Origin of the sequence: Burkholderia perseverans (assembly GCF_022870505.1) — a bacterium.
GTDB classification, from domain to species: Bacteria; Pseudomonadota; Gammaproteobacteria; order Burkholderiales; family Burkholderiaceae; genus Burkholderia; species Burkholderia plantarii.
In genome coordinates this window covers 1,581,795-1,606,583 of sequence record NZ_CP045093.1, presented here as the reverse complement: position 1 = coordinate 1,606,583, position 24,789 = coordinate 1,581,795, and the positions used below count along the sequence as shown (strand labels likewise).

Genomic DNA, 24,789 nt, shown 5'->3' with positions numbered 1-24,789 from the left:
TGCATGGCATGGCGTGTCATGGCGCGTCAGTACAGCCAGCGGTACCGTGCGCCGATTTCCTTCACGGACGTCGAGCTGTTCGACGACGCCCCCTGGTACAGCCCGTAGAGCAGTGCCTGGTCGCCGCCGAACACGCTGCCCGCCAGCCCCATCTCGACCTGGCCGGTCCAGCCCGAACGCGAGTCGCGCACCGGGCCGGCCGAGAACATCGGCCGCCAGCCCTTGGTGTAGGTGTCGGGCAGGTCGTCGCCGAACGAGAACAGCAGCGCGCCCTGCGTGAACGTCTGCGGCATGAACGAGGCGGCCGCGACCGGCGTGCCGGGCGGCAGCAGCGCCGCGAGCCGCGCGCCCGGCGTGCCGTTGCCGTTGCTGTACTGGCCGTGCGTGAACACGGCGCGGATCGTGTAGTCGGGGTAGTCGGCCTTGATCTTGTAGCCGGCGCTGACCTCGATCAGGTGGCCGTCGCCGAGATAGGTGCGGTCCTGGCCGAGGAAGCGCGAGTACTCGTAGCGCCCGCTGCCGAACCAGTGCGGATCGAACTGGTAGCTCAGGCCCACCGAGGCCAGATCCTTCACGCCGCCCACGGTCAGCTGGGTGGTCTCGGTGGCGGTCTGGTTGTAGCCGGCCGCGTAGGTCAGCGTCAGCTTCGAATTCACGCGCGCCTTGCCCTCCACGCGCGCCGTGGTGATGTCGCGCAGCGCCTCGCGGCGGCCCACCGTGACGGTTTCCTCGTCGTACTGGCCCTGGTGCCGGTACATCGCCTCCAGCACGCGGTCCTGCGTCGGGAGGTGCGGCAGCGTGGCCGCGTCGCCCGACTGCTCGCGCTGGCGGTAGCCGAGCCGCACGCTCTGCGACGGTGTGATGCGCGTGCCCACCGAGGCGCTCTGCTCGTTGTAGTGCAGCGAGCCCTGGTTGCTGTAGCGCGTGGACACGTCCACCGACTGCGCGTTCTTCATCGCCGCGTCGCGCAGCTGCTGCTGCATCACGTCGTCGTGCGGCGTGGCGATCAGCGCCTGATAGGCGCTCGACTGCGCGTCGGTCAGGCGGCCGGTCAGCACCTGCGCGTCGACGCGGTTCTGGCGCGGGATCAGGTCCGGCAGCGTGTCGAGCAGCCGGTTCAGCGTGTCTAGGTCGCCCTCGTCGATCGCCAACTGCGCCTCGGCGTATACCGGGCGGCTGTTGCGGTCGATGAACAGCCTGGTCAGCCACGCGTGTTCGAGGTCGGGCTCCTGCTGCGCCTGCGCCCACGACACCGCCGCCTCGCGCGCGATCGCCGAGACCACGCGCTGCTCGCGCCGGATCGCCTCCTGCCTGACGGGCGGCAGCATCGCGAAGTCGCCGAGTTGCGACTGATAGGCGGCGCCCTGCTGCGCGTCGTCGCCGGCCGCGTCGGCGCGCAGCAGCTGGATCAGCACCGCGCGCGACTGGTCGCCGGTGCCGAACTGCGTCGTCAGCGACACGTAGCGGCCGGCCAGATCCTCGCGCTCGGCCTCGGGCAGCGGCGCCGCGTTCGGATCGCGGCGCCGCCGCGCGAGTTCGACCCAGACCGACTTGCGCAGCTGCCACGCGTCGTCGGCGCGGCCGTCGAGTTCGAGCGCGTCGGCGAAGGTCAGGCGCCAGAGCGGGTCCCGGCGGTTCGCGTCGGCCTGCTTGCGCAGATAGTGCAGCGCCTGGCGGCCGTCGCCGAGCCGCAGCGCGGCGGCGATCATCGGCGGCCAGAGCGGCGCGTCGGTTTCGGCGCGGGCCGCGTCGCGGCGCATCGTGTCGCGCAGCTGGGCCTCGGTGCCGCGATCGTTCAGATACCAGAGCCAGGTGACCTGCGCCTCGGTGCTGTCCGGTGCGAGCACGAGCGCGCGCTGCACGTCGCGCGCCACGTCTTCCTGGCGGCCCGCGTCGCGCTCGAACTGTGCGCGCGCCAGCAGGAACGGCGCCGACTGCTCGGCCGCCGCGGTCTGCGCGGGCGTGAGCGAGGCCAGCAGCGGCGCGATCCGGCCGCGCGCATGGGCGCGCTCGTAGTAGTAGATCGCCTGCGTGAGCATGCGCACGTTGCCGGACTGGCGGTAGCCGTATTCGGCCAGCCGCGCCGCGTCGAGCGGCGAGGCGTCGTAGAAGCCGATCATCGATTCGAGATCGTCGCGCGAAGCCTTGCCGCTCGCCAGCAGCTCGCGATAGCCGGCGCCGGTGTCGTGCTGCTGCTGGGTGGTCGAGCCGAGCAGCGCGTAGAAGCGCCAGAAATCCTCGTCGGCCGGCGTCGCGCCGCGCCTGGCCTCGTTCATCGCCGCCAGCGCCGCGTCGAACTGCGTGCGCGTGTAGAGCATCGTCGCGATCTTCAGCGCGTAGCCGGCGTTCGGGCCGTAGTCGCGTTCGAGGTCGCGCCAGGTGGCGAGCGCCAGATCGTCGTCGCCCTTGCGCTCGGCCTCGGTCGCGTAGCGTTCGCGCACCTGCCGGCCGATCGGGCCGTGAAAGCGCGCCTGCAGGAAGCGCAGCGCGCCGTCCGGGTCGGCGTTCGATTCGTAGGCCGTGACGGCCGCGTCCACGCGCTTGATGTCGCCGGGGTTCGCGTCGGCCTGGTGCAGCGTCAGCGCCAGCAGCGCGCGCTGGTCGTTCAGGCCCGGCGCGAGCCGCGCCACCTGCTGCCACGCGCGCGCGTCGCCGCGCGACTGCGCGAGCGCGAGGTAGTTGGCGAGCGCGAGGTCGGGATGATGGTTCCACTCGGCCACCTGCGCGAGCCGCTCGTGCCACGTGTCCGAGCCCGGATCGCGTGCGAGCGCCTGCTGCGCGACGTGCTCGGCGCTCGCCACGTCGCCGGCGGCGAGGAACACGCGGTAGGCCAGCTCGAAATCGGCCGCGCCGGCCTTCTGCTTCGGCGCGTCGGCGGCCGATGCCTGGGCCGGCGCCGGTGCGGCGGCGGGCATGGCCGGCGAGCCCGGTGTGGCGGCCGCGGCGTCGCTGCCCGAGATCGCGCCCGTGGCGACCGTGGTACTCGACGGCACCGGTACGCGGATCAGCCGCGCCGCGTCGCGCGCGGCGGCCGGCGTGCCGGCGCGCGGCGCGGACGAGATCGCCGCGGCAGGCGATATCGACGCGGCCGACGCGTCGCCGCTCGCGGCGATCCGCACGAGCCGCGCCGCGTCGGCGGCGCGCAGGCCCGCGTCGCGCAGCACGGCGCCGGGCCGGGCCGGCGCGCGATGCGGCGGTGCCGGCAGCCAGGCGGCACGCAGCCAGACGCCCTGTGCGTTGCGATGCACGACGAGCCTGTCGTCAGGCGCGATCTGTTCGGCGGCGGCCTCGTCGGCGCCGAGGCGCGCTGCCGGCGGCGTCGGCGCCATCGTCGTCCTGGCGCGAGAATCGATTGCAGCGGCGCCGGCGGCCCGCACCTCGGCGCCCCCACCCGCTTGCCTCGCCGAATCCGCGTCATGCCAGGCCGCGAGCCCGACGCGGGGCGCGCCGTCGATGCGCCCCGCGTCGCCGAGCACCTGCAGCAGCCGCTTCACGTATTGCGCGGCCAGATCGGGCCGCCCCGCCGCGAGCGCGACGTTCGACAGGAAGCGCAGCGTGTCGGGATCGTCGGCGAGGTCGCCGATATGAGCCTGCGCGGCCGCCATCGCGCCCGCCAGGTCGTTGCCCGACTGCAGCGCCTTCACGCCGGACGCGAACGCGTCGCGGCGCGCCGCGCGCGTGGTGGCACGCGCCTGCACCGCGAACCACGCGTCGGCGGCCTCGTGATAGTTCTGGCCGCCGAGCCGCGTGGCCGCCAGTTCGGCCAGCCATGCATCGGCATGCGCCGTGTCGCGCCGGGCCAGCAGCGCGTAGTAGCGGCCCGCCAGCGCGTTGTCGCCGAGCCCGCGCGCCTGGCGCGCCAGTGCCGTCAGCGCCTCGACGTCCCACGGCCGGTCGACCGCGCTCTGCAGCAGCGCGTCGAGCTCGCGGATGCGCGCGGCGCGCGCCGGATCGCCCGGCTTCAGGCCGTACAGCGCGCGCTGCGCGAGCGAGATGCGGATCGCCAGCGCGTTCTGCCGCGCCGCCGGATCGCGCGACGCGTCGAGCCGCGCCAGCATGCGCGTGACGTCGGCGCTGCGGCCGCCCGTCAGATAGGCGCGGGTCAGCTCGGTCTGCACGTCGGCGTCGTCGGGCTCGATGCGCAGCCACGCTTCCAGATAGGCGATCGTCAGGCTGTCGGTGCCGGCCAGCATGCGCGCCTCGAGCTTGCCGCGCGGATACGCGAGCACCAGCAGCGCGCCGATCAGCGAGCCGAGGACGAGAACGGCCGGCAGCGGAAAGAACCGCTGGCGCTCAGAGGTCGCAGGCGACGTCGACATGCAGCCTCGAAGGGTTGGAAGCCACGGGATGGCGGGTCACGCGGCACGCACCGGCGTTCGCGAGGCGGAATTGCGGCGCGACCAGCGAGTGCAGGTCGAACGAGAAGCCGCGCGCGCTGCGCTCGAAGCCGTCGAGCTCGCCGTTCGCGTCGGCCAGGTAAGGTACGCGCGGCGCGCGCGCGGCGTCGATCACGACGAAGCGCGCCTCGCTGCCGGCCAGATGGACATAGGTGCCGCCCGGGCCGGGCGCGTAGCCGGCCACGCCGGTGGCGGTGCGCAGGTCCGGCACCTTGCCCGGCGGCAGCCGCACCGTGCGCAGCCGGCCGGCGTCGCGCACCACCCAGGCGCCGCCGTCGCGCGCCACGCTCATGTCGAGCGAGTCGAGCACCTTGCGCGCGTAGTCCGACGAGAACACCGGCGTGACCGGCTGCGCCAGCACGGTCTTGAAGATCGTCTCGAGCGCCTTCATCGACGCGAGCTTGGTGCCCGAGAACATGTGGTAGTAGATGTCCATCGGCTTGAAGCGGATCGGCGCGTCGGTCATCGCGAAAGTTTCGAGCACGCGCGTGAAGCCGTAGAACGGGCCGTGCCAGAGGTCGGTGTAGAGCTCCTCGTTCTGGTTCGGCGCGAACACCTGGTAGTAGCCGTCCTTCATCACGCCGAGCGGCGCGATCGCGGTCCAGCTCGGGTAGCTCCTGGTGATCACCGTGTCGCCGCCGTTCATGTTCAGCACGCCGGCCTGATAGGCGGCCTTCAGCACCGGCGCCGGCACCTGGCAGTCGCCGCTCCACAGCACCATCCTCACCGGCTTCGCGGCCGGCGCGACGTTGCGGTCGAGGTACGAGATCGAGCCGCCCACCTCGCGGTCGATGCTGAATACGTAGCCGGGAATGTTGATCGACAGGCCGCTCGTGTTGTTGCCGCCGGCGCCCTCGGCCGGCGCGTCGTCGTCGGACACGCCCAGCCCCGTCACGCGCATCCATTGCAGCGGGTGCGTGTAGGTGTGGGTGGCCACCTCGACGTTCGGCAGCTCGAAGATCTTGCGGCCGAGCGTGCGCAGGTGCGCGGCGAACGCGCGGAACGGCCCCTGGTCGCTGACCTCGCCTTCGATCAGCGACACCGTGGTGGGCATGCCCGAGTCGCGCAGCAGCCGGTACAGCGTATCGCCCGAATAGGCCGGCGAGCCGTCGTCGTTTTTCATCGACGGCGTCGAATATTCGGCGCGCGAGGCAAAGCCGTCGCCGTCGATGTGCGACATCAGCAGGCGGCGGCCGTTCTCGGTGGTGGTGTCGGGCACCGGCATCCCGTCCGGCAGGCGCAGCGCCGCGCGCAGGAATTCGAGCGGCTGGGTGACCCAGCGCGCCTGGTTGACGGCGCCGAGCGCATAGACGCCGAACGGCCGCATCACGTAGCCGCCCCACGGCGTGAGCGCGGCGCCGTCGATCTCGAAGGCGCCCGAGCGCAGCCGCAGCAGCGAGCGGCTGTGGGCACCGGCGCGCACCGCCGTGTAGTCGCGCGGATCCGGCACCGGCTTCATCTCGAAGCCCATCATCGCGCGATCGTAGGATTCCACGTCGAGCCGGCCATTGGCGGGCGCGCCGTCCACCATCGTCAGGTCGAGCTTGCGCGCGAGCTGCACGTCGAGCGGCGTGCCGAACGAGGTGAACACCGCGATCGGGATGTGCGCGTCCACCTGCGCCTCGAGCCACGCGCGATAGGCGGCGCCGCGCGGCACGTCGTTGTTGAGCCACAGCACGATGCCCGCGTAGCGGTCCGCGAGCGGGCCGGCCGGCAGGTCGCCGCGCGCGTCCACGTAGTCGACCTGATAGCCGAGATAGTTGAGCGGCATCGCCAGATAGCGCACGCCCGGCGAGACGTTCAGGTCGGTGCGCGGCGGCGGATCCTGCAGCACCAGGATGCGGCGCCGCATCGGCTCGACGGCGCCCACGCCCATCGTCGCGAGCGCGCCGTCGGTCACGAACGGCACCAGCCCGTCGGCGCGAATCCGTTCGATCGCATCGTGCGAGCAGGCGGCGTCGCCCGGCGCGCAATAGTCGATCGAGATCACCGGCAGCGCGTACTGCGAGCGGATCGTGCGCGCCTGCCCCAGCAGCCAGTCGCGATCGGCCTGCGGCACCGCCACGTAGCGCTGCTGCGCCTGGTTCCAGCCGTGGTAGAGCGACTCGAACGCGACCGCGTAGACCTGATCGTGGACCTGCGGCAGGATCTCGAAGCCGCGGTTCAGGATCAGCTTCGCCTGCGGGTAGCGCGCGCGGATCGCGCGGATCACGGCCACGAGGCCGGCCTGCTGGCGCGCGCGTGCCTCGTCGGTGGTGGCGGCGAGCTGGTAGGAATCGAGCGTGTCGAGAAAGAAGCCGCGATAGCCCTTCTCCCACAGCGGCCGGATCACGTGATCGACGAAGAACGCCGGCCACTCGGGCTGGCTCTGGTCGATCACGCGCGAGGCCCACGCCGCGTTGCTGCCGGCGAACCAGGCCTTCGGGATCTGCGGATAATAGCTGCGCGACGGCAGCACCTCGCCGACGCTCGCGTAGGCGAACCAGGTGGTGTGCGGCAGCGGATGCGCGAGCGGATCGAAGCCGCTGTCGGGCTCGACCACGGCTGCATCGTAGGCGGACAGCAGTTCGACGGGAGGATGCGCGCCGTAGTAGAGCGCGAACGAAGGCTGGGCGGCATGGCCGGCCGGCGCCTGCGGTGTCGCTTGCGGTGTGGGTTGGGTGGCCTGCTGCGCCGGGGCCGCCGGCGTGGCCGGTGCGATGTCGCCGTCGGCCAGCGCGGCCGGCGCGCTCGCCAGCGCCATGGCAGCCGCCGCCATCAGCGTGCCGATCGCCTTCGCCGCCGCGCCGGCGCGGCGCCGGATCGCGGCCGATGCCCGTGAGGCGGCATCAGGTGCCGAAGCTGCTCGTAACGATTCGCGGAAATCGGCAAGGCGTCGGCGTGTTGTCATCGATTTTCATGGCGACGATGGGAAAACGACGAAGTCGTGGATCGCACGATCCGACCGTCTTTTTTGGATACGGCGATTCTAGCCAAAGAATCCAGGCACGGATATCCATCGACCGGCAAACGTTACAGTCGGGACACAATCGCGTGCCGCGATTGCCAACCTGGGCGAAACGTGTAAAGGCACGCCCGGCGCGGTGTTTCACTCGATGCTCGCGGTTTGGCGCGTCATGGTCGGCAGTGTGCCGACGCAGTGGAATTTGCGTTGTCGTTTCAATGATTCGCATCGAATCGTTTCAATGAATGATCAAAAGGCTGGCGATTCGGACGGTAAAAAATATCGGCCGCTCACGCGGCGAGGCGGCAGATTTGACCGGTCTCGCAGAGCGTTGAAGACAAGGCGGGGCAGCGGACGCAGCGAGCAGGTCTTGTGCCCACCTCGATCGTTGCGCGCGCATCGATGTCGGGACGGCGGGAAGGCATCCTGCGGGACGGATGGGGGCACGGCGGTGGGCGGCAGGATCAGGGCGGCTACCGGCTGCATCTGGACCGGACGGGTGCATCCGGGCCGGGCGGGGGGGGCTGCCCCGGGGCGATTGACGCGCCCGCCAACGGGGCTGCGCCGCCTCCGCCGCGTACCCACCGCGAGCGCGGCAGGCACGCGGCGGGCTCGATCAGGGCGCGCTGGCGGTGTCGAGCGTGCGCACGTCGTCGGCGTCGAGCTTCAGTTGCAGCGCGGCGCCGAGCGTCTTCAACTGGTCGAGCGAGGTGGCGCTCGCGATCGGTGCCGTCACGCTCGGCCGCGCGATCTGCCAGGCCAGCGCGACCGAGGCCGGCGTGGAGCCGTGCTTGTCGGCCACCTTGTCGAGCGCGTCGACGATGCGCCAGCCGCGCGCATTCAGGTATTTCTCCACGCGCGAGCCGCGCTTGCTCCTGGCGAGGTCGTCGCTCGAACGATACTTGCCGCTCAGGAAGCCGCTCGCGAGCGCGAAATAGGTGATCACGCCGAGCTTCAGGTCGCGCGCCACGGGCTCGAGGTCCTGCTCGTAGTCGGCGCGGTCGTACAGGTTGTATTCCGGCTGGATCACCCGATAGGCGGGCAGCCCGTCGCGCCGGCTGATCGCGTCCGCCTCGCGCAGCCGCGCGCCGCTGTAGTTCGACGCGCCGATGATGCGCACCTTGCCCGCCTCGATCAGCGTCTGGTACGCGGCCAGCGTTTCCTCCAGCGGCGCCGAATCGGCGAAGTCGCGATGCGAGAAATACAGGTCGATGTAATCGGTCTGCAGGCGGCGCAGCGAATCGTCCACCGCCTTCAGGATGTTCTCGCGCGACAGGCCCGGGCGCGCCTCGAGCATGCCGACCTTGGTGGCGATCACCACGCGCTCGCGCTTGCCCGAGCGCTTGAGCCACTTGCCGAGGATCGTCTCCGACTCGCCGCCCTGATTGCCTGGCACCCAGGCCGAATAGACGTCGGCCGTGTCGATGAAGTTGATGCCGGTGTCCTCCAGCGCGTCGAGCAGCGAGAACGAGGTGGCCTCGTCGGCCGTCCAGCCGAACACGTTGCCGCCGAACACGAGCGGCGAGACCCGGATATCCGAATTGCCCAACGAACGATCTGCCATCTGCGAATCCTCCACGAAGACGATGCGGTGAAGCCGCGGCGCGAGCGCGCGCGGCGAGTCCGGAGAATCTACCGCAGAACGCCGATCACGGCAGCGAGGCGCCCGCTTACGTGAAACTGACTACGGTGAAGGTGAGTACATCGCTGTAGTCGCCGCTCTTCTGGCCCGGCGACACCTCAGTGTGGAAAACCGATGTGAAACACGTTCTGCCGGAGGCGTTCAGAACGATGGGGAGTCTCACCCGGTTCGGCAGATTGATATCGTAGCTGCCGGCGTTCAGCGTCACGGTGTACGGTATGACCTGAGTGGGGTCGGCCAGCGCCTTCAGCCGGTACTGGTAGTTGATCACGCCGTTCTGGCTTTCGGCATCGACCACCACGGCGGCACCGTTACCGGTCGATCCCGAATACCAGAAACAGAGTTGGTCCGCCGCAGCCGTGAAACGCTTTTCCCCGTGGCCTGTCGGCAATTCGCCAAGATCCCAGTCCGGGGCGGACATCAGTATCGTGAGAGGCGGCTTCGGCGGGTTAACCGGATCGACGACTTCGCACCCGCCTCCGTCGGAACCCGGGTACAGGTAGGCGGCTCCGGTTTGCTCTAAATAGAACGTGTATACGCTCTCAAAGAGATCGGCCCCCACGTTGCCGGCCTCGACAGTTAATCCCTGCCACCCTCCGCTTTTGAAAGTGATGGTCACATTTGCAGAAAAGGCCGCGGCGTTAATCCAGGAGTGGTTTGATCCGCCAAGAAAGGAACCCAGAAGCCCGCCGACGGCCTGCGTATTATCCCATCTTTGATCGTAGCCGACTCCGTCCAATTCGACATTCGCACTCAACGCCCAAGGAACTATTTTAGCGTGCCCATCGCTACCGTAGCCCCATGCCATCACGCCTCTCGTTATGAAGCTCGGACTGAAGCCCAAGCCTTTTTTTGCTTCATTATAATTAATGGTCAGAGATGCCGTGATCGTGCCATTTCCATTATCAGCCCACCTGCAGTTACCGTAACTGCTGACCACCGGAAGCGCCGCTTGCGAAGCCGCCGGCTCGCAAAAAAAAGCGGCCATCAAAATCACGATCCAGGCCACCATGTTCATGGTCATTGCCGATATTCCCCCGCGTCGATCCGGGGAAGAAATAATCTGAAAAAACGAATGGAACGATAACCGCATTGAGCCGCCTCGACAGAGTGCCGCGACGCACCTGCCGCAGCGTGAGTTTTCAGTGGATTCCTTTCCCCTTGACTCGCGATTGTCTTGAGAAAAATCAAGCGCGCACCGTATGCATGGACCCGCGACCTGCGTTTCATTCAACCAATCACGCGAAATCTACGCGCGCGATAGTCTCAAAACAATCAAATTTCTACGAAATGCTTTCGCATCGCCCCGGCATGGAGCGCGAGCGGGTGGGCGCGTGCGCGGCCCTGGCCCGCCGCGTCATTGCTGGCGCCAGTACACGCTGCCGCCGTCGGCGGTGGGCACGAGCTTGGTGTGGTTGACGTGCGTGAGCGCGAGCGGCGCCCGCACCCAGTCGTACTCGAGGACGAACTGCTGCGCGTGCAGCGTCGCGACCAGGTCGGCAAGGCTGATGCGCGCCGGCGCGTAGCCGCGCAGGATGAAGTACTGCATCTGCCAGACCTGCGCCCAGGCCCAGTTGTCGTGCCAGCCGAAATCGCGCTCGGACCACACCGAGACGTGCGCCTCCGACAGCACGTTGTCCACCGAGTTCTGGATCGCCGCCTCCGGCAGCACGATCACCGTGTAGGCCGAGCGGTAGGTGAGGAAGTTGAGCAGGTCGAGGCCGGCCGACTTCGGCAGATGCTCGATGCAGTCGCCGATGATGGTCAGGTCGAACATCTCGTCGGTCATGGTGGCCGGGAGGTCGGCCGCGCTCATCAGGTGCAGCGGCGCGTAGAGCGCGTCGAGCCCGTACTTGCCGACGTAGGACGGCTCGATCTCCACGCCTTCGAGCCGCGCCGCCGGCAGCGCCGCGCGCACCATGTGGCCGTACTTGCCGGCGCCGCAGCCGATGTCGAGCACGCGCGCGGGCGCGACGGCGGCGAGCAGCGCGGTCGTCACCTCGTCGAAAGAGCCGGCGGAAAACGGCATGGGATGTCTCCTTGAAGGGCGCGGCAATGTTGCCGCGCGGGCTCGGGCTCATGACGGGCGGGGCCGCCGCGGCCGACCTGAGCGAAGCGGCGGCCGGCGGCCGGCCGTCGATGGCCTGCAAACCTGCAAACCCGCGCCGAGCATAGCGCCCGCCTCGTCCATGCGGCAAGCGCCGCGCCTGCCGTCCGGCGCGGCCGCGAACGGCAGCGCGCCAGCCTGTTCGATCCCCGATCGATCCCCTACAATGCGCCGACCGACGTCCCGCCGCCCCGATCGCCCTCCGATGCCCCGCTCTCCCGAGTTCCCCGCCGCCCGCTCCGCGCTGGCATCCGCGGCTTGCGCCCTGCCCGCCGCGCTTCTCGTGCCCCTCGTGCCCCTCGCGCCCGCCGCGCCCGCCGCGCCCGCCGCGTTCGCGACCTGCCGCGCGCGGGCGGCTCGCCCACGCGCGCGCTCGCGCGCCGCCGCCCGATGACGCGCCGCGCCGGGCCGCCCTCGCCGGCCGCTCCCGTCACGCGCTACGAGGCGCTCGCGCGGGCACTGGCCGACGAGATCCGTTCCGGCAACGTCGCGGTCGGCGCGAAGCTGCCGTCGCTGCGCCAGATCATCGCGCAGCACGGCGTGAGCCAGTCCACCGTGTTTCGCGCCTACTACCTGCTGGAGGAGTGGGGCTTGATCCGCGCGCAGGAGCGCTCGGGCTACTACGTCGCGCCCGGCGCGCGCGTGGTGGCCGCCGCGCGGGCCGACGATGCCCCGGCGCCGCCGCATGCCGCCTCGACCAGGGTGGACATCAGCGAACTCGTGTTCTCGGTACTCGACGCCGCCCGGCGCCCCGACATCGCTCCGCTCGGCTCCGCGTTCCCGTCGCCGGAACTGTTCCCGCTGCCGCGCCTGGCGAAATCGCTGGCCACCGCCGCGCGCGAGCTCGACCCGTGGAGCACCGTGGTGGACCTGCCGCCCGGCAACGAGGCGCTGCGCCGCCAGATCGCGCTGCGCTACCTCGGGCTCGGGATCGCGCAGCCGCACGACGAGATCGTGGTGACCAACGGCGCGCTCGAGGCGCTGAACCTGTGCCTGATGGCCGTGACGCGCCCCGGCGACGTGGTGGCCGTGGAGGCACCCGGCTTCTACGGCGCGCTGCAGGCGATCGAGCGGCTCGACCTGCGCGCCGTGGAGATTCCCGTCGATCCCGTGGACGGCCTCGATCTCGATGCGCTCGGCGATGCGCTGCAGCGGCACCCCGTGCGCGCCTGCTGGTTCATGACGAATTTCCAGAATCCCACCGGCGCGCTGCTCGCCGACGAGAAGAAGCGCGCGCTGGTGGACCTGCTCGCGCGGCATCAGGTGCCGCTGATCGAGGACGACGTCTACGGCGAGCTGCATTTCGATGCACGGGCGCCGCTGCCCGCGCGCGCCTTCGACCGCCACGGGCTCGTGATGCACTGCAGTTCGTTCTCGAAGACGCTCGCGCCCGGCTACCGGATCGGCTGGGCCGCGGCGGGCCGTTTCGCCGCGCGCGTGCAGCGCCTGAAGCTGATGACCACGATCGCCGCCAGCATTCCCGTGCAGGCCGGGCTGGCCGACTACCTCGAACACGGCGGCTACGACCGCCACCTGCGCCGGCTGCGCGGCGCGCTGGCGGCGCAGCTCGACGCGCTGGCGCGCGCGATCGCGCGCTGGCTGCCGCGCGACGTGCGCTGGACGCGGCCGCGCGGCGGCTACTTCGTCTGGATCGCGCTGCCCGACGAGATCGACGCGATGGCGCTGCATGCGCGCGCGCTCGCCCGCGGCGTGGGGATCGCGCCGGGGCCGATCTTCTCGGCCTCGCATGCGTTCGCGAACTGCGTGCGGCTCAACTTCGGGCACCCGTGGTCGGAGGACATCGAGCAGGCGATCCGCACGCTGGGCGAGTTGCTCGCGGACCCGGCGGTGCGGCGGCACGGGAGCGGACTGCCGGCCTGAGGCGCGATGCGGGCGGGAGGCCGCCGGTGCGCCGGCCGCGCGATTGCTCGATTGCCTGGCGCCGCCGCGCGCGGGCTTCCGGCATCATGAGGCCCTGACCAACCCGCACGCCCTTCCGAGGAGTTCGCAACGTGAGCGACCACGCCCCCGATACCTTCCGACGCCTGGCCCCCGATGCGCTGCGCGAATTCGTGGCAGCCGTCTACCGATCGAAGGGCGCGACGCCCGACGACGCCTTCGTCGCCGCCGACGCGATGGTGCAGGCCGACCTGTGGGGGCATCAGTCGCACGGCGTGCTGCGGCTCGGCTGGTACTACGCGCGGCTGTGCTCGGGCGCGATGCGCGCGCAGGCCGGCCCGAGCTTTCCCGTCGACGCCGGCGCGATCGCCGTGATGGACGGCGCCGACGGCATCGGTCCGGCGGTGGCGAAGCGCGCCGCGCTCGACGCGATCCGCCGCGCGAAGGCACACGGCATCGGCGCCGTGTCGGTGCGCAACTCGAACCACTTCGGCACCTGCATGTACTTCACGCGGATGGCCGCCGAACAGGACTGCATCATGCTCTGCACCACCAACGGCGGCCCGAACATGGCGCCGTGGGGCGGCCTGAAGAAGCTGATCGGCACCAACCCGTGGTCGGTGGCGGTGCCGGCCGGCCGCTACGCGCCGCTCATCATGGACGTGGCGAACTCGGGCGTGGCGCGCGGCAAGATCTTCCTCGCGCAGACGCGCCACGAGCCGATCCCGACCGGCTGGGCCGTCGACGCGAAGGGGCGCCCGACCACCGATCCCGAGGAAGCGCTCAAGGGCTTCATCCTGCCGATGGCGGGCCACAAGGGCTACGCGATCGGCGCGATCGTCGACGTGCTGTCGGGCGTGCTGTCCGGCAGCGGCTTTCTGGACGAAGTCCATGGCCCCTATGATCCCGTCAATCGCAGCCGGGCCGGGCACCTGATGATCGCGCTGAACGTGGCGGCGTTTCAGCCGGTCGAGGCGTTCCATGCGCGCATGGAGCGTTATATCGAAACGCTGAAGGCGGTGCCGCTTGCCGAGGGCGTGGATGAGGTGTTCTATCCGGGCGAGAAGGAAGCGCGCGCGCACGAGAAGCAGGCCGCCGAAGGCATCCTGCTGCCGCTCGATACGGTGGCCGGGCTGGATCGGGTTGCGGCCGAGGCGGGGGTGGCGTTGGTGGCGCGGGATTGAGTGGGCGCGGTCGCGCGCGGCCGGGCCCGCTCATCGGAGGGAGCCGGCAGCCGCGGAATGCCGGTCGAGCATGGCCCGTGATGACGCGACTTCATGCAACCGCCAGATCGTCAGGACTTCGATGATTCGAAACACGCGTGTTTCGACGGGGCGGGTTCAGCAGTGCTTCCTTTGCCGGATTCATTCTCCGAGCACGGAGCGGGCGAATCAGAGTGCCTTGATGTCGCTCGCATGGAGCCCTTTGGGACCCATCTTCGTCTCGAAGCTCACGCGCTGGCCTTCGATCAGGGTGCGAAAGCCGTCGCCGCGAATTTCGGAAAAGTGCGCGAAGAGATCGTTCTTGCTGTTGTCCGGCGCGATGAAGCCGAATCCTTTGCTGTCGTCGAACCACGTAACGATACCGGTGTCCATGAGAATCCTTTGAAGAGTAGACGTACAGAGCCGCGCGCCCTGTTCGAGCACGGAAAAGAATCAAGGAGGGAGAGGACAACGAATACCGCGGCGTAGCGGTCAGTGATGAGCAGCAATCGCGCTTCTTGTCGATTCAACGGCGGACCTTACGCGTTGTGGCCGCATCGGTCAAACGATTTCGCTCGCGGTATCGGTTCGTCACGCCTGGGAATCGCCCTTCGACGCGCGGGGGCAGGACGCTGAGGCGCGTGCCTGCTCGCGCGAGTACCAGCGCGGCAAAGGCCCTGGCCGATCCGAATATAAATTGCGCGCGGCGCGGTTTCTCGCCGAACAAGCGGAGTATGATGGACCACGCCTCGGGATCATGTCGTTCGTGGTGCGTCTGCGCTTCGATGCCCCTCATCCCCGCCCCCCAGTCGATCTTTCGTCGTCCTCTCATCTACTGCCAGCCGTGCCAGGCGCGGGCAGTCCGTCACGATTCACCACTTCCGCCCGCGCGGCTCGCCAGGAGGCGAACATGAGCATGCACCTGTACCGCGGCTTCGAGATCTATCCGTTGATTTACCCACACGCAAAACCGGTGGCAGGCTCGGGCCGCAACTACGACGACGGCTTCGATGCCGCCGTCAGGATCTGCCTGCGCGGCCCCGAGCTGACCTGCAGCGACACCTTCAAACTGAACGAGGCAACGCCGTTCCTGACCTCCGGCGCCGCGCGTCGCGCTTCGCTCGAATTCGCGCAAGGCATGATCGATCGGCACGACGGCGAGAACTGGATGCCTTCATAACTCAACCAGGTAGCTATGACCAAAATCGTCCTGAAGATAGATGAACCTGTCGAGGTCGCGCTCCGTCGATTTCGCCGTGAAATCCAGAAAAGCGGCCTGATTCAGGAGGTGCGCGACCGCGGCTCCTACGAGAAGCCCACCACGCAGCGCAAACGCAAGCTCGCCAGCGCGGTATCGAGGCAGCGTGCCCGGCTCAGACGCGCGATGCCGCCACCGAAGCTGTATTGAGGAACACGACATGGAAGTCAGACAAGTCACCGGCCGAACCTACTTCGCGTTGACGCGCTGCGAGGTCGACTTTAATCCTGCTCTCGACCGGATCACCTTGCTGCCGACCTACTACGCGTTCGGCTGCGAATATGCCAACCGGGGATTCATGCTCGACCGCAACGACGCATTCGCGTTGATTGCCGCCATCGAAAAAGCCCTGAGTGTCGACGGCGGCCCCGCGGCCCCCCCGTCGCGCTCATGATCCTCCGCGGCAACGTCCGTCGACATGAACACCGCCACCCGCCCGCTGAATCGCGACGATCTCCTGCGCCTGCTGCGCGAAGCCTGCGTTTCAGCGGCGGAGATGGAGCGCCGTTTGCGGCGCCTCCTGATTCATGAGCCGCCCGCCGCGCCAAGCCGGAAACTGGAAACCCTGCTTGCCGAGACGATCGAGCAACAGGGCCTGCTGCGCGCAGCCGTGAGCCGGATCGAGGACACGCCGATCCCGGCGATGCACGGCTCGCCCGACACCGCGACGGCGCCGATATCCACCGGTTCCGGAGCCGGCGAGACCCAGGATGCTCGCGCGCTGCTCCAGTTGCGCGAGGACATGCTGCGCGAGGCCGAGCTTTACGCCAGGCTGATCGAGACAGCGGAATCCACCGGGTTCTTCGAAACCAAGTTCGTGTGCGAGGGCATTCTGTCCCGGAAGTCGGCAACGTTCGAATGGCTGGGAACGCAGCCATCGCCGGCGGCAACACGACAGCAGGCAGACCGATGAGCTCGATATGGACTACCACCCGGCCGGCAAGCCGGCAATCGTGAAGTACGTCACCCTGCTCTACTTTCTCGTCGTTGCCCAGTTGGCCGCGAGACGTCAACTCGATTCGTGGCTTCCTGTTGCGCAACTGGTGGCCCTGCTGCATGGCTGGATCGACGAACACCGGATGAAGTGCGACTGGCGAGACCGGATCTGGCTCGGCAAGGCCTCGCTCGAGGTAGCCCGGTCCGTGCATGCCGCTTATGGCCCGGCGTTCATCGTTCCATTCCTGTCCCCGTTGGTCGAATCGAAAAAGATGGCGGGCGATGCGCGTGAAAAGCAGACCATACTCAGGAACGCCTGCCATCACTATCTGACCCGCAGACTCTAGCGCACCGGAGCCGCTCTCCGGTCGGCCGCCATAACGGCGCAAACAGTTCGGTTACCTAACCTGTTCGCACCGCCCCCGAGACGGCCGCCGGCCATCGCGCCGCCTGGACGCTGACCGGGCATCGCGGGTCGGAGAAACAGAGAGTCAATCGACCGGACCGAGCAACACGTCGATTGCGGCCTGTCCTGCTATTTCGGCTACGAGATAGGCCCAGCGCTCCGTAAAAGGGCCGTTGCGCAAGGGAACACGGTCTCCCCGCGCGCCGAGCACTTCGAGGTTCGTCGCGCCCTTTATCTGAAACGTCACGTCAAACATGTCCTTGTCGGCTGCCGGGAACAACTCGACCCGAATCTCGAAGCCGCGGTATGCGATTACGCGGTGCATGAAAGCCTCCTTTCTGTTGCTGGACTCTGCCATGATGCAGCATTCGTGTCTTCCCGAGCGAGTACGACGCGGGCGAGGGCCGCGAGGCGGCGTGTAGCGTTCAGGGAAAGGCGAGAGCATGGCGAAGCTGGCAGCGACCGTATCGGACATGCCCGTCATCGTGCTGTCCGGACCGGCGCGGCCCGCCATGGCGTCGCGGCACTTCCGGAATGAACGTGAGAGCCCGCCGCACGCGCGATGAAACGCCGGGGTCCCTGAACGCTCGATCACGCGAAGCGTGCGGGGAAATGACGGCAGCGGCTTGTTCTTCATGGCGATCATCATGCTTCGCGGCGGTACGCGTGCGCTGCGTCCGCGGGCTTCGATGCGATCCCGGCCTTGACCGGCCGGGCTGCCTTCGTCACCCTGTTCACGATTGCGCCTGGCTGGCGCGGAACCCCGGGAATGGAGGACGACATGACCGAGAAGCAGGCGCCCACGATCGTCAACCTGCATACGGCGCCGGAGATCGCGGCCGATGCCCCCGCCGCCTGGACGCACTTCCACCGCGACCTGACGCCCGCGATGCGGGACGCGGGGCCGGGGCGCTTCGGGATGGGCCGCCTCGGCATGAACGCCATGCGGGTGCCGCCGGGCCACTGCGCGTGCCCGGCCCATACGCACCTGATGGCCGACGAGATCTTCGTCGTGCTGGAGGGACAAGGGCTGTTCCGCTACGGCGATCGCGTCTACCAGATTCGCCCGGGGGACTGCATTTCCTGTCCGGCCGACACGGGTATCGCGCATCAGATCGCCAACCCGGCGACGCCGGGCGGCACGGATCTGGTCTATCTCGCGATCGGCGCCGCGCCGCCGGCGGAAATCTGCACCTATCCGGACAGCGGCGCGCTTGTTGTCGATGCGTTCGGGCGCCATGGGTTCCTGCGCGAGGCCGATTACTACGAAGGGCAGCCGGTACCCACGCCGCTGCTCCGGCGTGGCGCGTGACGCGGCTGGCCGGCCGGGGCGCGGGCTGGGCCGCCGGTGGCGCAGCGGGCGCGTGCTCGCGCGCCGCGGGTCCGGCGCACGCCCGGCCGCGTGCGACGATCCGTTTGCCGCGGGCGCCTGCCGCGTACGGACGCGGCGGGAATCGCCCCGTCACGGCTGCGCCAGGCTGCGTTCCAGTGCCGATGGTTCGACCGGTTTCACGAGGTGTTCGTCGAACCCGGCCTCGCGCGCCGTCCGCACGTCGTCGGTCTGCCCGTAACCGGTGACGGCCACGAGACGCGTGCCGGCGAGCTGCGGCATTGCCCGAAGCGCCCGGGCCAGTTCGTAGCCGCTCATGCCGGGCAGCCCGATGTCGAGCAGCGCGACCTGAGGACGAAACGTTTCGGCGCGACGAATCGCGTCCTCGGCGCTGTAGGCGACCTCCACCGTGTGGCCCTGGAGCCCGAGCAACGTCGACAGCGAATCCGCCGCGTCGGCGTTGTCGTCCACGATCAGCACGCGCCTCGCGCTCGTCCGCGTTTGCGCCTGGTGCGATTGCAACGCCGCCGGTTGCGCGATGCGCGGCAGCCGGATTTCAAACGTGGAGCCGTTTCCGAGCCCCTCGCTATGCGCGCCGATCGTGCCGCCGTGCATGGCGACAAGCCGCTTCACGATCGCCAGCCCCACACCCAGTCCGCCCAGCGCGCGATCGAGCGTCCTCTCGCTCTGGACGAAAAGATCGAAGACGTGAGGCAGCAGCTCGGCGCTGATACCGGCGCCATTGTCGGCCACCCCGATGACGGCGACCGAACCCTCCGAAGCTGTCCAGACCCGGATGGCGCCCCCCGGGTCCGTATATTTCACGGCGTTCGCCAGGATGTTGCCGACGCATTGCACGAGCCGGGCCATGTCGCCTTCGACCCACAGGCGCTCATGGTGTCCCGCCGTCTCGATGGAAAGATGATGTCGTCGCTCCCGAAGCCGCGGCGCGATCGTTTCGACCGCCAGCGAGATCATGCCGGCCAGTTCGATCGGCTGGCGCTGCAGGACGATGCGCCCCTGCGTGATCCGGGACACGTCGAGGAGATCGTCGACCAGCCGGCTGAGCTGGGTAATCTGGCGCCTGATGATGTCGGTTGCGAATCCGACCTGCGGATCCTTGAGCGGGATCCGCAACAGCAGCTCGCTCGCGTTGGCAATGGGAGCAAGCGGATTTCGCAGCTCGTGCGCGAGCATCGCCAGGAATTCGTCCTTTTGCCGATCGGCGAGACGCAGTGCCTCGACGCCGCGCGCACGCTCCTCGGCTTCCTGATGCCGCGAGATGATGATGGCGGCGCAAAAAGTCAGCCGCAGCGCCAGTTCGTGATCGCGATCGGTGGGCGTTCGGGGCACCGGGTGGTACATGGCGAACGTGCCCACGACCTTTCCCAACGACGTCTCGACCGGAAACACCCAGCAGGCGCGGTAGGCGTGCTGCCGGGCCAGCCACAGCCAGCCCTTCCAGCGCGGATCGTCGTCGACGTCGGGCGTGATGACAGGCTGCCGTGTGTATCCGGCCAGCCCGCATGCGAAGGAGTCGCCTGAAATGGGGAAGCGTTCCACGTTGTCGGCGATGTCGTCGGACATTCCCGGAACGCGTGTCAGTTCAGTCTGCTCGGCATTGGCCTGATAGAAGGCGCAGCGCGCCTCGCCTCCGATCTGGGCGACGGCCGCGCGCGCCAGGATGTCGAGCGACACCGGCAGCGGCGCATTGTCCACCGCGGCCTGAAACGCCTCCTTCTGCGCTTCCAGCCAGGCGGCGTTGTCGCGCAGCACGATTTCAACGCGCTTGCGCTCCGAGGTATCGATCGCCATGCCGAACCACTCGACCACCTCGCCGGCCTTGTCCAGTACCGGAATGGCACGCGACAGCGTCCAGCCCAGCGAGCCGTCGGCGCGCCGGACGCGATGTTCGAGTTCGAACCGGCCTTTCGCGCGGATCGCCTCCCTGACGTGGGCCAGGATCGCGGGCCGGTCCTCCGGATCGACATAGCGCTCGAGCCAGGTCGAGCTTGGGGCTTGCGTGTCGGCGATGAAGTCGCGGCCTTCGAGGAAGCGCATCTCGGTCCAGTCGGCGTTCATCGAATAGACGGCGTTCGAGGACGCGCTGACCAGCGCGCGAAAGCGGTCTTCGCTCTTCCGCCGCTGCGCCGTTATCTTCAGCAGCGCGCCCACCCGCACGACGAGTTCGCGCGCCGAGAAAGGCTTGACGAGATAGTCGTCGGCGCCGGCCCGCATGCCGTGGACGCGCGCTTCCTCGCCGGCGCGCGCGGACAGCAGGATGACCGGCACGTCGCGAAGCGTCTTGTCGCGGCGAACGGTTTCCAGCAGGCCGATCCCGTCGAGTCCCGGCATCATGATGTCCGCCAGGATCAGGTCGGGACGGCTGCGTTTCGCGGCCCGCAGTGCGTCGTGCCCGTCGACGACACTGGCGACGTCGTACTGATCGCCGAGCAGGCGTTGCACGTAGGCGCGCATGTCCGCATTGTCGTCGGCGACGAGAATCAGCGTGCGCTCCTTGCGCGGCGGCGGCGCGTCCGCTTCGGGCCGCGCGGCAACGCCGCCGCAGGCGTCCTCCTCCGCATCGGGCAGCCAGCGCGCGGCTTCCTCCAGGAAAGCCTGCGCGGCATCGCGGTCGGGCATCCGGGAGCCGGCATCGGGCTCGGTGCCGGAGAGGCCCGGCAGGCCGCGCGGGATCGACACCGTGAAAGTCGTGCCCTGGCCCACCGCACTGACGACATCGATCCTGCCTCCATGCATGCGCACGAGTTCCTCGACCAGCGCGAGACCGATTCCGCTGCCTTCGAACGATCGGCCGCGTGCGCCCTCGACGCGGTGGAAGCGTTCGAAGACGCGAGGCAGCTGCTCCGCCGCGATCCCGATTCCGGTGTCGCTGACGATCAGTTCGACGTGCTCGCGCTGGCGAAGCGTGACCGAGACGCCCCCCGCGAAGGTGAACTTGAACGCGTTCGAGAGCAGGTTGAGTACGATTTTTTCCCACATCTCCCGGTCGACCGCGATCGGCGCGGCGAGCGCCTCGCAGTCGACCGCGAAGGCCAGGTTCGCACGCTCCATCAGCGAGCGGAAGTTGCTGGCCAGATCCATCGTCAGTTTCGCCAGATCGGTTCGCACGAATCTGGCCTGCAGCCGGCCCGCCTCGAGCCGCGAGAAATCGAGCAGCGAGTTGACCAGCCTGAGCAGTCGCAGTCCGTTTCGATGCGCCACCTGGAGGGCCGGGATGGCGGCCGGCGGAAACTGGTCAGGGACCGCCAGCAGTTCCTCGATCGGCCCGAGCATGAGCGTCAGCGGCGTGCGGAATTCATGGCTCACATTGGTGAAGAACGTCGTCTTGGCGCGGTCGATCTCCGCCAGTGCATCGGCTCGACGGCGCTCCTCGGCATAGGCGCGGGCGCTGGCGAGCGCCGCGGCGATGTGAGCCGAAATGCGCTGCAGGAAGCCGTGGTATTCGTCGTCGAGGGCGCGGCGCGGGCTTGCCCCGGCCACCAGGAACGTGTCGACCGTGGCGGGATGCGCCGTGGTCGCCACCGGCAGGATCAGCGCCTGGGTACACGGCTCCGGCCATGGGCCGGCCGCCAATGCCGAGGCCAAGCGCGGCTGGAGATCATCGACGAGCACGGCCCGCCCGGTCAGCGATACGGCGGCGAGCGGCCAGACCGCGCCGGCATCCGCATCCAGCGCGATCGAGTCGGGCGCGGCCGGCCCGCCACGCTCGACGCCGGCGGCCGCGCGCAGTTGCGCCACCGCCGGCGTGCCGCCGGTCTGGTAGAGCAGGCAAAACGGCAGATCGGCACGCTTCTCGGCCAGCAGCCCGACCGCGGCGGAAAAAACGTCCCGCTCGTCCCGCGCTTCGGCCAGGGCCTCCGCAAGTTCGCGCAGGACGCGTTCGCGCCGCTTCGAGATGACGGCCGACGTGGTTTCCAGGACCGCGTTGAAAATGCCCTCCACCGCTCCCGTGTCGCCGCGGATCGGGCTGAACGTGAAATTGAAGTAGCACTCTTCCGTATAGCCGTGCCGGCGCATCGGCAGCAGCTGGTCGTGTTGCCAGACGCCGATACCGGTGTCCAGAACCTGCCTGAACAGCGGCCCGATCTCGGCCCATATCTCCGGCCACACTTCCACGCCTGACCGTCCCAGCGCCCAGGGATGTTTCGCGCCCAGGATGGGGCTCCAGGCGTCGTTGTAGAGCAGCACCAGCTCCGGGCCCCAGTAGATCGCGATGGGGAAGTTGGCGCCCAGGCAAATGCCGGCCGCCGAACGCAGGCTCTGCGGCCAGGCGTCCGGAACCCCAAGCGGCGTCGCTTCCCAGGCGTGTGCCCGCATTGACCGTCCCAGTGCGCCGCCGCCGCGGAGGAAATCGGGGGCGCCGGTTCCTTCGGCGTCGAGGTCATGCGTGTTCTGCTTGCTCACGAAGGCTCCGTTCCGGCCCAAAATGCCGATTCTATCCGCTCGATGCGGTTCCTTTTTGCAGTTTTTGACCACCCCTCGCGCACGCGCCTCCGCTCGTCCGGGGCATGCCTCGCGGCCGGCGCCGGGGGGCCGGCCGGCAAGCGAACCGGAGCGGGACGGGCCGCGTCCACGACCGGCATCGCCGCGGCACGCGTCACGCAATGAAACGCGGGACATGGGCCCGGGGCCGGCTCACGCCGCTCACGTCCGGCTTCGTGCCCGCGACGACGCCGCTTTCGGCTCCCTGGAGTCCTCGATGCAGTCGTCGACGTCGCGGCCTGTCCGGGATGCGCTTCCGGCTTGCTCGGCCAGCTCGAGATAGGCGGCCGCGATGCGCCGCAAATCGTTTTCGGAGGCGTCTTCGATTCCGATCAGCCGGTTGCTCGCGTCCCGTTGCGACGCGAGCAGCTCGTTCAACTTCAGATGGACGGCGACGCTGTCCTTGTTCTGGCTTTGCTGGATCAGGAACACCATCAGGAACGTGATGATGGTGGTCCCGGTGTTGATCACCAGTTGCCAGGCATCCGAATAATGAAAAATCGGCCCGGTCACGACCCACGCGACAATCGCAAGGACGGCGACGCAGAACGCCAGCGGCGAACCAGCCCAGCGCGTGACCGTCGCCGCAAAGCCGTCGAAGGCCTTCGCGATCGGGTTGCCGGCCGCGAAGGCGGGGCTCGATGTATCCGGAATGGTTTGTAGCCTGTCGGTGGCGCCAGGTGTGCTTTTTTTCCTCCGGCTCATTGGCTTGCTCCCGTGTTTGCAAATTTGTTTGTCGATCCGTGCCGCTGATCAAGGCAATCTCGCGCGCCCGCCGCGCGGCACCCGCGGTGAGAGCAACAGCCGTACCCGGGCGGGCAGTCCGGCGCCATGGCATGGCGGCAAAGGCGCGGCCCCGCGCCGGCCGGTGGTGCCAGTCGATCGTCGATCGCGGCCGGCATGCCATCGGAACCGCGACCGGCGCCTCAACTCGCCGGCGGCAAGGCCATCGAACGCGGCGCTCACGCGCAACGGCGGCCGGTTCGGCAATGCCCGCCGTGCCGCGCCCACCGAACCCGATCCGGCGCTCTGGTCGCCTGCGCGTGGCACCTGAACGACGAGGCCAACCTCGCCCATGCACGCGCGGCGCCCGACGGCGGCCGCCTGCTGCAGCCGGCGCGGTTCGTCAACGGCGATTTCGATCAGATCTGCGCGATCACCGGCAATCGGCAGGGGGATCCGATGCGCGCGGCCTGCCCGAACCTGACCGTCACGAGCCTGCCGGCCGGGCACTGGCTGCCGCTGGAATGCAAGGCGGCGCACATCGAGGCGATTCGCGCCTGGCTTCGTGCGCAATCGGTATGGCACCTGGACAACCCGCTCGATGGCGGGAGCACGTGAATCGTCCTGTCGGGGCAGAATTGCCGAATCTGGCTGCCGGATGGTAGACGGCTGCCAGCAGGCAGCGTCACGACGCATGCGCGGGGGCGCGCCCGGCCGCGCCGATCGGCAAGCCGCCCCGCCCACGCTCACCCCGAATGGAGCACACCCATGACGATCTACGAATTCGCAACGCTGAAATGCCCCTTGCTGCAACAGGACGCGGTATCCGCCGGCGCCCAACGCTGGGTGTCGGACGCCGATGCCGCCGGGCGGCTGCTCGGTGCATGGCGCACCGAAATCGGCGAGCTGTCGCGCATCGTCGTGCTGCGCGGCTTCGCCGGCGCGGACGAACTGATGCAAGAGCGCCGGCGCGCGCTGCTGGCCGGCCGACCGTTCGCGATCGACGGCGCCGAAATCGAGCTGAGCATGGAAAGCCACGCGCTGTTCCCGTTCCTGCCCGACATCGAGCCGGCCGCGTTCGGCGCGTTCTACGAACTGCGGCGCTACTGGCTCAAGCCGGGCGGGATCGCGCCCACCATCGCCGCCTGGGAGCAGGCGGTTGGGCCGGCCTCGGCCTATACATCGCATCTGGTGGGGAATCTGTATGCGCTCGACGGGCCGCCGCGCATCACGCATCTCTGGGGATTTTCGAGCCTCGAGCAGCGCATGGCGCTGCGCCGGCAGCATTACGCCGAGGGACTGTGGCCGCCGCGCGGCGGCCCCGAGCAGATCGAGCGCGCCACCTCCACGATCTGCCTGCCGGAGCCGTGGTCGCCGCTGAATTGACGCCGCGCGACGCCGTGGAGGCGAGCGACTCACTACATCGATCGCCAGCCATC

At 69.0% G+C, this 24,789-nt stretch carries 19 protein-coding genes; 10 read left to right on the top strand and 9 right to left on the bottom strand.

The features are described 5' to 3' along the window. Positions 1-26: 26 nt before the first annotated feature. The 5 genes from BpN12_RS06645 to BpN12_RS06625 all read right to left on the bottom strand — a co-directional run bounded on the left by BpN12_RS06645 (position 27) and on the right by BpN12_RS06625 (position 11,012). The gene (locus BpN12_RS06645; RefSeq protein WP_246794488.1) at positions 27-4,319 is read right to left on the bottom strand and encodes a tetratricopeptide repeat protein; all 4,293 of its coding nucleotides are present in this window, start codon (positions 4,317-4,319) and stop codon (positions 27-29) included. Next, positions 4,294-7,287 carry a bifunctional glycoside hydrolase/polysaccharide deacetylase family protein gene (locus tag BpN12_RS06640; protein ID WP_246794487.1) on the bottom strand — a complete coding sequence of 998 codons (2,994 nt, stop codon included), beginning with the start codon at positions 7,285-7,287 and terminating at the stop codon, positions 4,294-4,296. The genes BpN12_RS06645 and BpN12_RS06640 overlap by 26 nt, the downstream gene beginning before the upstream one ends. Positions 7,288-7,957: 670 nt before the next feature. After that, a complete protein-coding gene (locus BpN12_RS06635) occupies positions 7,958-8,905 on the bottom strand; it encodes an aldo/keto reductase (RefSeq protein ID WP_246794486.1) in 948 nt (315 codons plus the stop codon). 106 nt (positions 8,906-9,011) lie between these two features. Then, positions 9,012-10,007 carry a hypothetical protein gene (locus tag BpN12_RS06630; protein ID WP_246794485.1) on the bottom strand — a complete coding sequence of 332 codons (996 nt, stop codon included), beginning with the start codon at positions 10,005-10,007 and terminating at the stop codon, positions 9,012-9,014. 333 nt (positions 10,008-10,340) lie between these two features. After that, positions 10,341-11,012: a methyltransferase domain-containing protein gene (locus BpN12_RS06625; RefSeq protein ID WP_246794484.1), complete on the bottom strand. Its 672-nt coding sequence runs from the start codon at positions 11,010-11,012 to the stop codon at positions 10,341-10,343. Positions 11,013-11,480: 468 nt separating this feature from the next. Between BpN12_RS06625 and BpN12_RS06620 the strand changes: the two genes are divergently transcribed. Beyond that, positions 11,481-12,971, top strand: a complete 1,491-nt coding sequence (locus BpN12_RS06620; protein WP_246794483.1) for an aminotransferase-like domain-containing protein — start codon at positions 11,481-11,483, stop codon at positions 12,969-12,971. Between the two features lie 131 nt (positions 12,972-13,102). Continuing rightward, a complete protein-coding gene (locus BpN12_RS06615) occupies positions 13,103-14,173 on the top strand; it encodes an Ldh family oxidoreductase (RefSeq protein WP_246794482.1) in 1,071 nt (356 codons plus the stop codon). A gap of 207 nt (positions 14,174-14,380) precedes the next feature. On the opposite strand, the gene BpN12_RS06610 is transcribed toward BpN12_RS06615, so the two are convergent. Next, positions 14,381-14,584, bottom strand: a complete 204-nt coding sequence (locus tag BpN12_RS06610; protein WP_246794481.1) for a cold-shock protein — start codon at positions 14,582-14,584, stop codon at positions 14,381-14,383. A 517-nt stretch (positions 14,585-15,101) separates the two neighbouring features. On the opposite strand from BpN12_RS06610, the gene BpN12_RS06605 reads away from it, so the two are divergent. Genes BpN12_RS06605 through BpN12_RS06585 form a run of 5 tightly spaced genes read left to right on the top strand, consistent with a single transcriptional unit; the run spans position 15,102 to position 16,732 of the window. Further along, entirely contained in the window at positions 15,102-15,371 is a 270-nt protein-coding gene (locus BpN12_RS06605) for a hypothetical protein (RefSeq protein WP_246794480.1), read from the top strand. Between the two features lie 15 nt (positions 15,372-15,386). Then, positions 15,387-15,599, top strand: coding sequence for a 30S ribosomal protein S21 (rpsU, locus tag BpN12_RS06600; protein ID WP_246794479.1), 213 nt, complete (start codon positions 15,387-15,389; stop codon positions 15,597-15,599). A gap of 10 nt (positions 15,600-15,609) precedes the next feature. After that, complete coding sequence (locus BpN12_RS06595; RefSeq protein WP_246794478.1) at positions 15,610-15,843, top strand: hypothetical protein; 234 nt, start codon at positions 15,610-15,612, stop codon at positions 15,841-15,843. 24 nt (positions 15,844-15,867) lie between these two features. Beyond that, positions 15,868-16,362 carry a hypothetical protein gene (locus BpN12_RS06590; protein WP_246794477.1) on the top strand — a complete coding sequence of 165 codons (495 nt, stop codon included), beginning with the start codon at positions 15,868-15,870 and terminating at the stop codon, positions 16,360-16,362. Between the two features lie 7 nt (positions 16,363-16,369). Continuing rightward, positions 16,370-16,732 (top strand): hypothetical protein, encoded by a 363-nt coding sequence (locus BpN12_RS06585; protein WP_246794476.1) that lies wholly within the window; start codon positions 16,370-16,372, stop codon positions 16,730-16,732. 144 nt (positions 16,733-16,876) lie between these two features. Here BpN12_RS06585 and BpN12_RS06580 read toward each other — a convergent pair whose 3' ends face one another. Then, complete coding sequence (locus tag BpN12_RS06580) at positions 16,877-17,116, bottom strand: hypothetical protein (protein WP_246794644.1); 240 nt, start codon at positions 17,114-17,116, stop codon at positions 16,877-16,879. Positions 17,117-17,560: 444 nt separating this feature from the next. Here BpN12_RS06580 and BpN12_RS06575 point away from each other — a divergent pair, with 444 nt between their 5' ends. Then, positions 17,561-18,103: a cupin domain-containing protein gene (locus BpN12_RS06575; protein ID WP_246794475.1), complete on the top strand. Its 543-nt coding sequence runs from the start codon at positions 17,561-17,563 to the stop codon at positions 18,101-18,103. 150 nt (positions 18,104-18,253) lie between these two features. On the opposite strand, the gene BpN12_RS06570 is transcribed toward BpN12_RS06575, so the two are convergent. Both BpN12_RS06570 and BpN12_RS06565 read right to left on the bottom strand, forming a co-directional pair. After that, on the bottom strand, positions 18,254-22,549 hold the full coding sequence (locus BpN12_RS06570; protein ID WP_246794474.1) for an ATP-binding protein: 4,296 nt from the start codon (positions 22,547-22,549) through the stop codon (positions 18,254-18,256). 240 nt (positions 22,550-22,789) lie between these two features. Next, positions 22,790-23,332, bottom strand: a complete 543-nt coding sequence (locus BpN12_RS06565; protein WP_246794473.1) for a low affinity iron permease family protein — start codon at positions 23,330-23,332, stop codon at positions 22,790-22,792. Between the two features lie 126 nt (positions 23,333-23,458). Here BpN12_RS06565 and BpN12_RS06560 point away from each other — a divergent pair, with 126 nt between their 5' ends. Beyond that, entirely contained in the window at positions 23,459-23,968 is a 510-nt protein-coding gene (locus tag BpN12_RS06560) for an alpha/beta fold hydrolase (RefSeq protein WP_246794472.1), read from the top strand. A 150-nt stretch (positions 23,969-24,118) separates the two neighbouring features. Beyond that, on the top strand, positions 24,119-24,736 hold the full coding sequence (locus BpN12_RS06555) for an NIPSNAP family protein (RefSeq protein WP_246794471.1): 618 nt from the start codon (positions 24,119-24,121) through the stop codon (positions 24,734-24,736). Positions 24,737-24,789: the final 53 nt, after the last annotated feature.

What these genes read in the sequence shown, in the direction of transcription:
- BpN12_RS06620 (WP_246794483.1), top strand. Translation starts at nt 11,481, where the DNA reads ATGACGCGCCGCGCCGGGCCGCCCTCGCCGGCCGCTCCCGTCACGCGC.
- rpsU (WP_246794479.1), top strand. Translation starts at nt 15,387, where the DNA reads ATGACCAAAATCGTCCTGAAGATAGATGAACCTGTCGAGGTCGCGCTC.
- BpN12_RS06560 (WP_246794472.1), top strand. Translation starts at nt 23,459, where the DNA reads ATGGCATGGCGGCAAAGGCGCGGCCCCGCGCCGGCCGGTGGTGCCAGT.
- BpN12_RS06565 (WP_246794473.1), bottom strand. Translation starts at nt 23,332, where the DNA reads ATGAGCCGGAGGAAAAAAAGCACACCTGGCGCCACCGACAGGCTACAA.
- BpN12_RS06575 (WP_246794475.1), top strand. Translation starts at nt 17,561, where the DNA reads ATGGAGGACGACATGACCGAGAAGCAGGCGCCCACGATCGTCAACCTG.
- BpN12_RS06555 (WP_246794471.1), top strand. Translation starts at nt 24,119, where the DNA reads ATGACGATCTACGAATTCGCAACGCTGAAATGCCCCTTGCTGCAACAG.
- BpN12_RS06590 (WP_246794477.1), top strand. Translation starts at nt 15,868, where the DNA reads ATGAACACCGCCACCCGCCCGCTGAATCGCGACGATCTCCTGCGCCTG.
- BpN12_RS06595 (WP_246794478.1), top strand. Translation starts at nt 15,610, where the DNA reads ATGGAAGTCAGACAAGTCACCGGCCGAACCTACTTCGCGTTGACGCGC.
- BpN12_RS06585 (WP_246794476.1), top strand. Translation starts at nt 16,370, where the DNA reads ATGGACTACCACCCGGCCGGCAAGCCGGCAATCGTGAAGTACGTCACC.
- BpN12_RS06625 (WP_246794484.1), bottom strand. Translation starts at nt 11,012, where the DNA reads ATGCCGTTTTCCGCCGGCTCTTTCGACGAGGTGACGACCGCGCTGCTC.
- BpN12_RS06610 (WP_246794481.1), bottom strand. Translation starts at nt 14,584, where the DNA reads ATGGACACCGGTATCGTTACGTGGTTCGACGACAGCAAAGGATTCGGC.
- BpN12_RS06635 (WP_246794486.1), bottom strand. Translation starts at nt 8,905, where the DNA reads ATGGCAGATCGTTCGTTGGGCAATTCGGATATCCGGGTCTCGCCGCTC.
- BpN12_RS06640 (WP_246794487.1), bottom strand. Translation starts at nt 7,287, where the DNA reads ATGACAACACGCCGACGCCTTGCCGATTTCCGCGAATCGTTACGAGCA.
- BpN12_RS06580 (WP_246794644.1), bottom strand. Translation starts at nt 17,116, where the DNA reads ATGCACCGCGTAATCGCATACCGCGGCTTCGAGATTCGGGTCGAGTTG.
- BpN12_RS06605 (WP_246794480.1), top strand. Translation starts at nt 15,102, where the DNA reads ATGAGCATGCACCTGTACCGCGGCTTCGAGATCTATCCGTTGATTTAC.
- BpN12_RS06645 (WP_246794488.1), bottom strand. Translation starts at nt 4,319, where the DNA reads ATGTCGACGTCGCCTGCGACCTCTGAGCGCCAGCGGTTCTTTCCGCTG.
- BpN12_RS06630 (WP_246794485.1), bottom strand. Translation starts at nt 10,007, where the DNA reads ATGACCATGAACATGGTGGCCTGGATCGTGATTTTGATGGCCGCTTTT.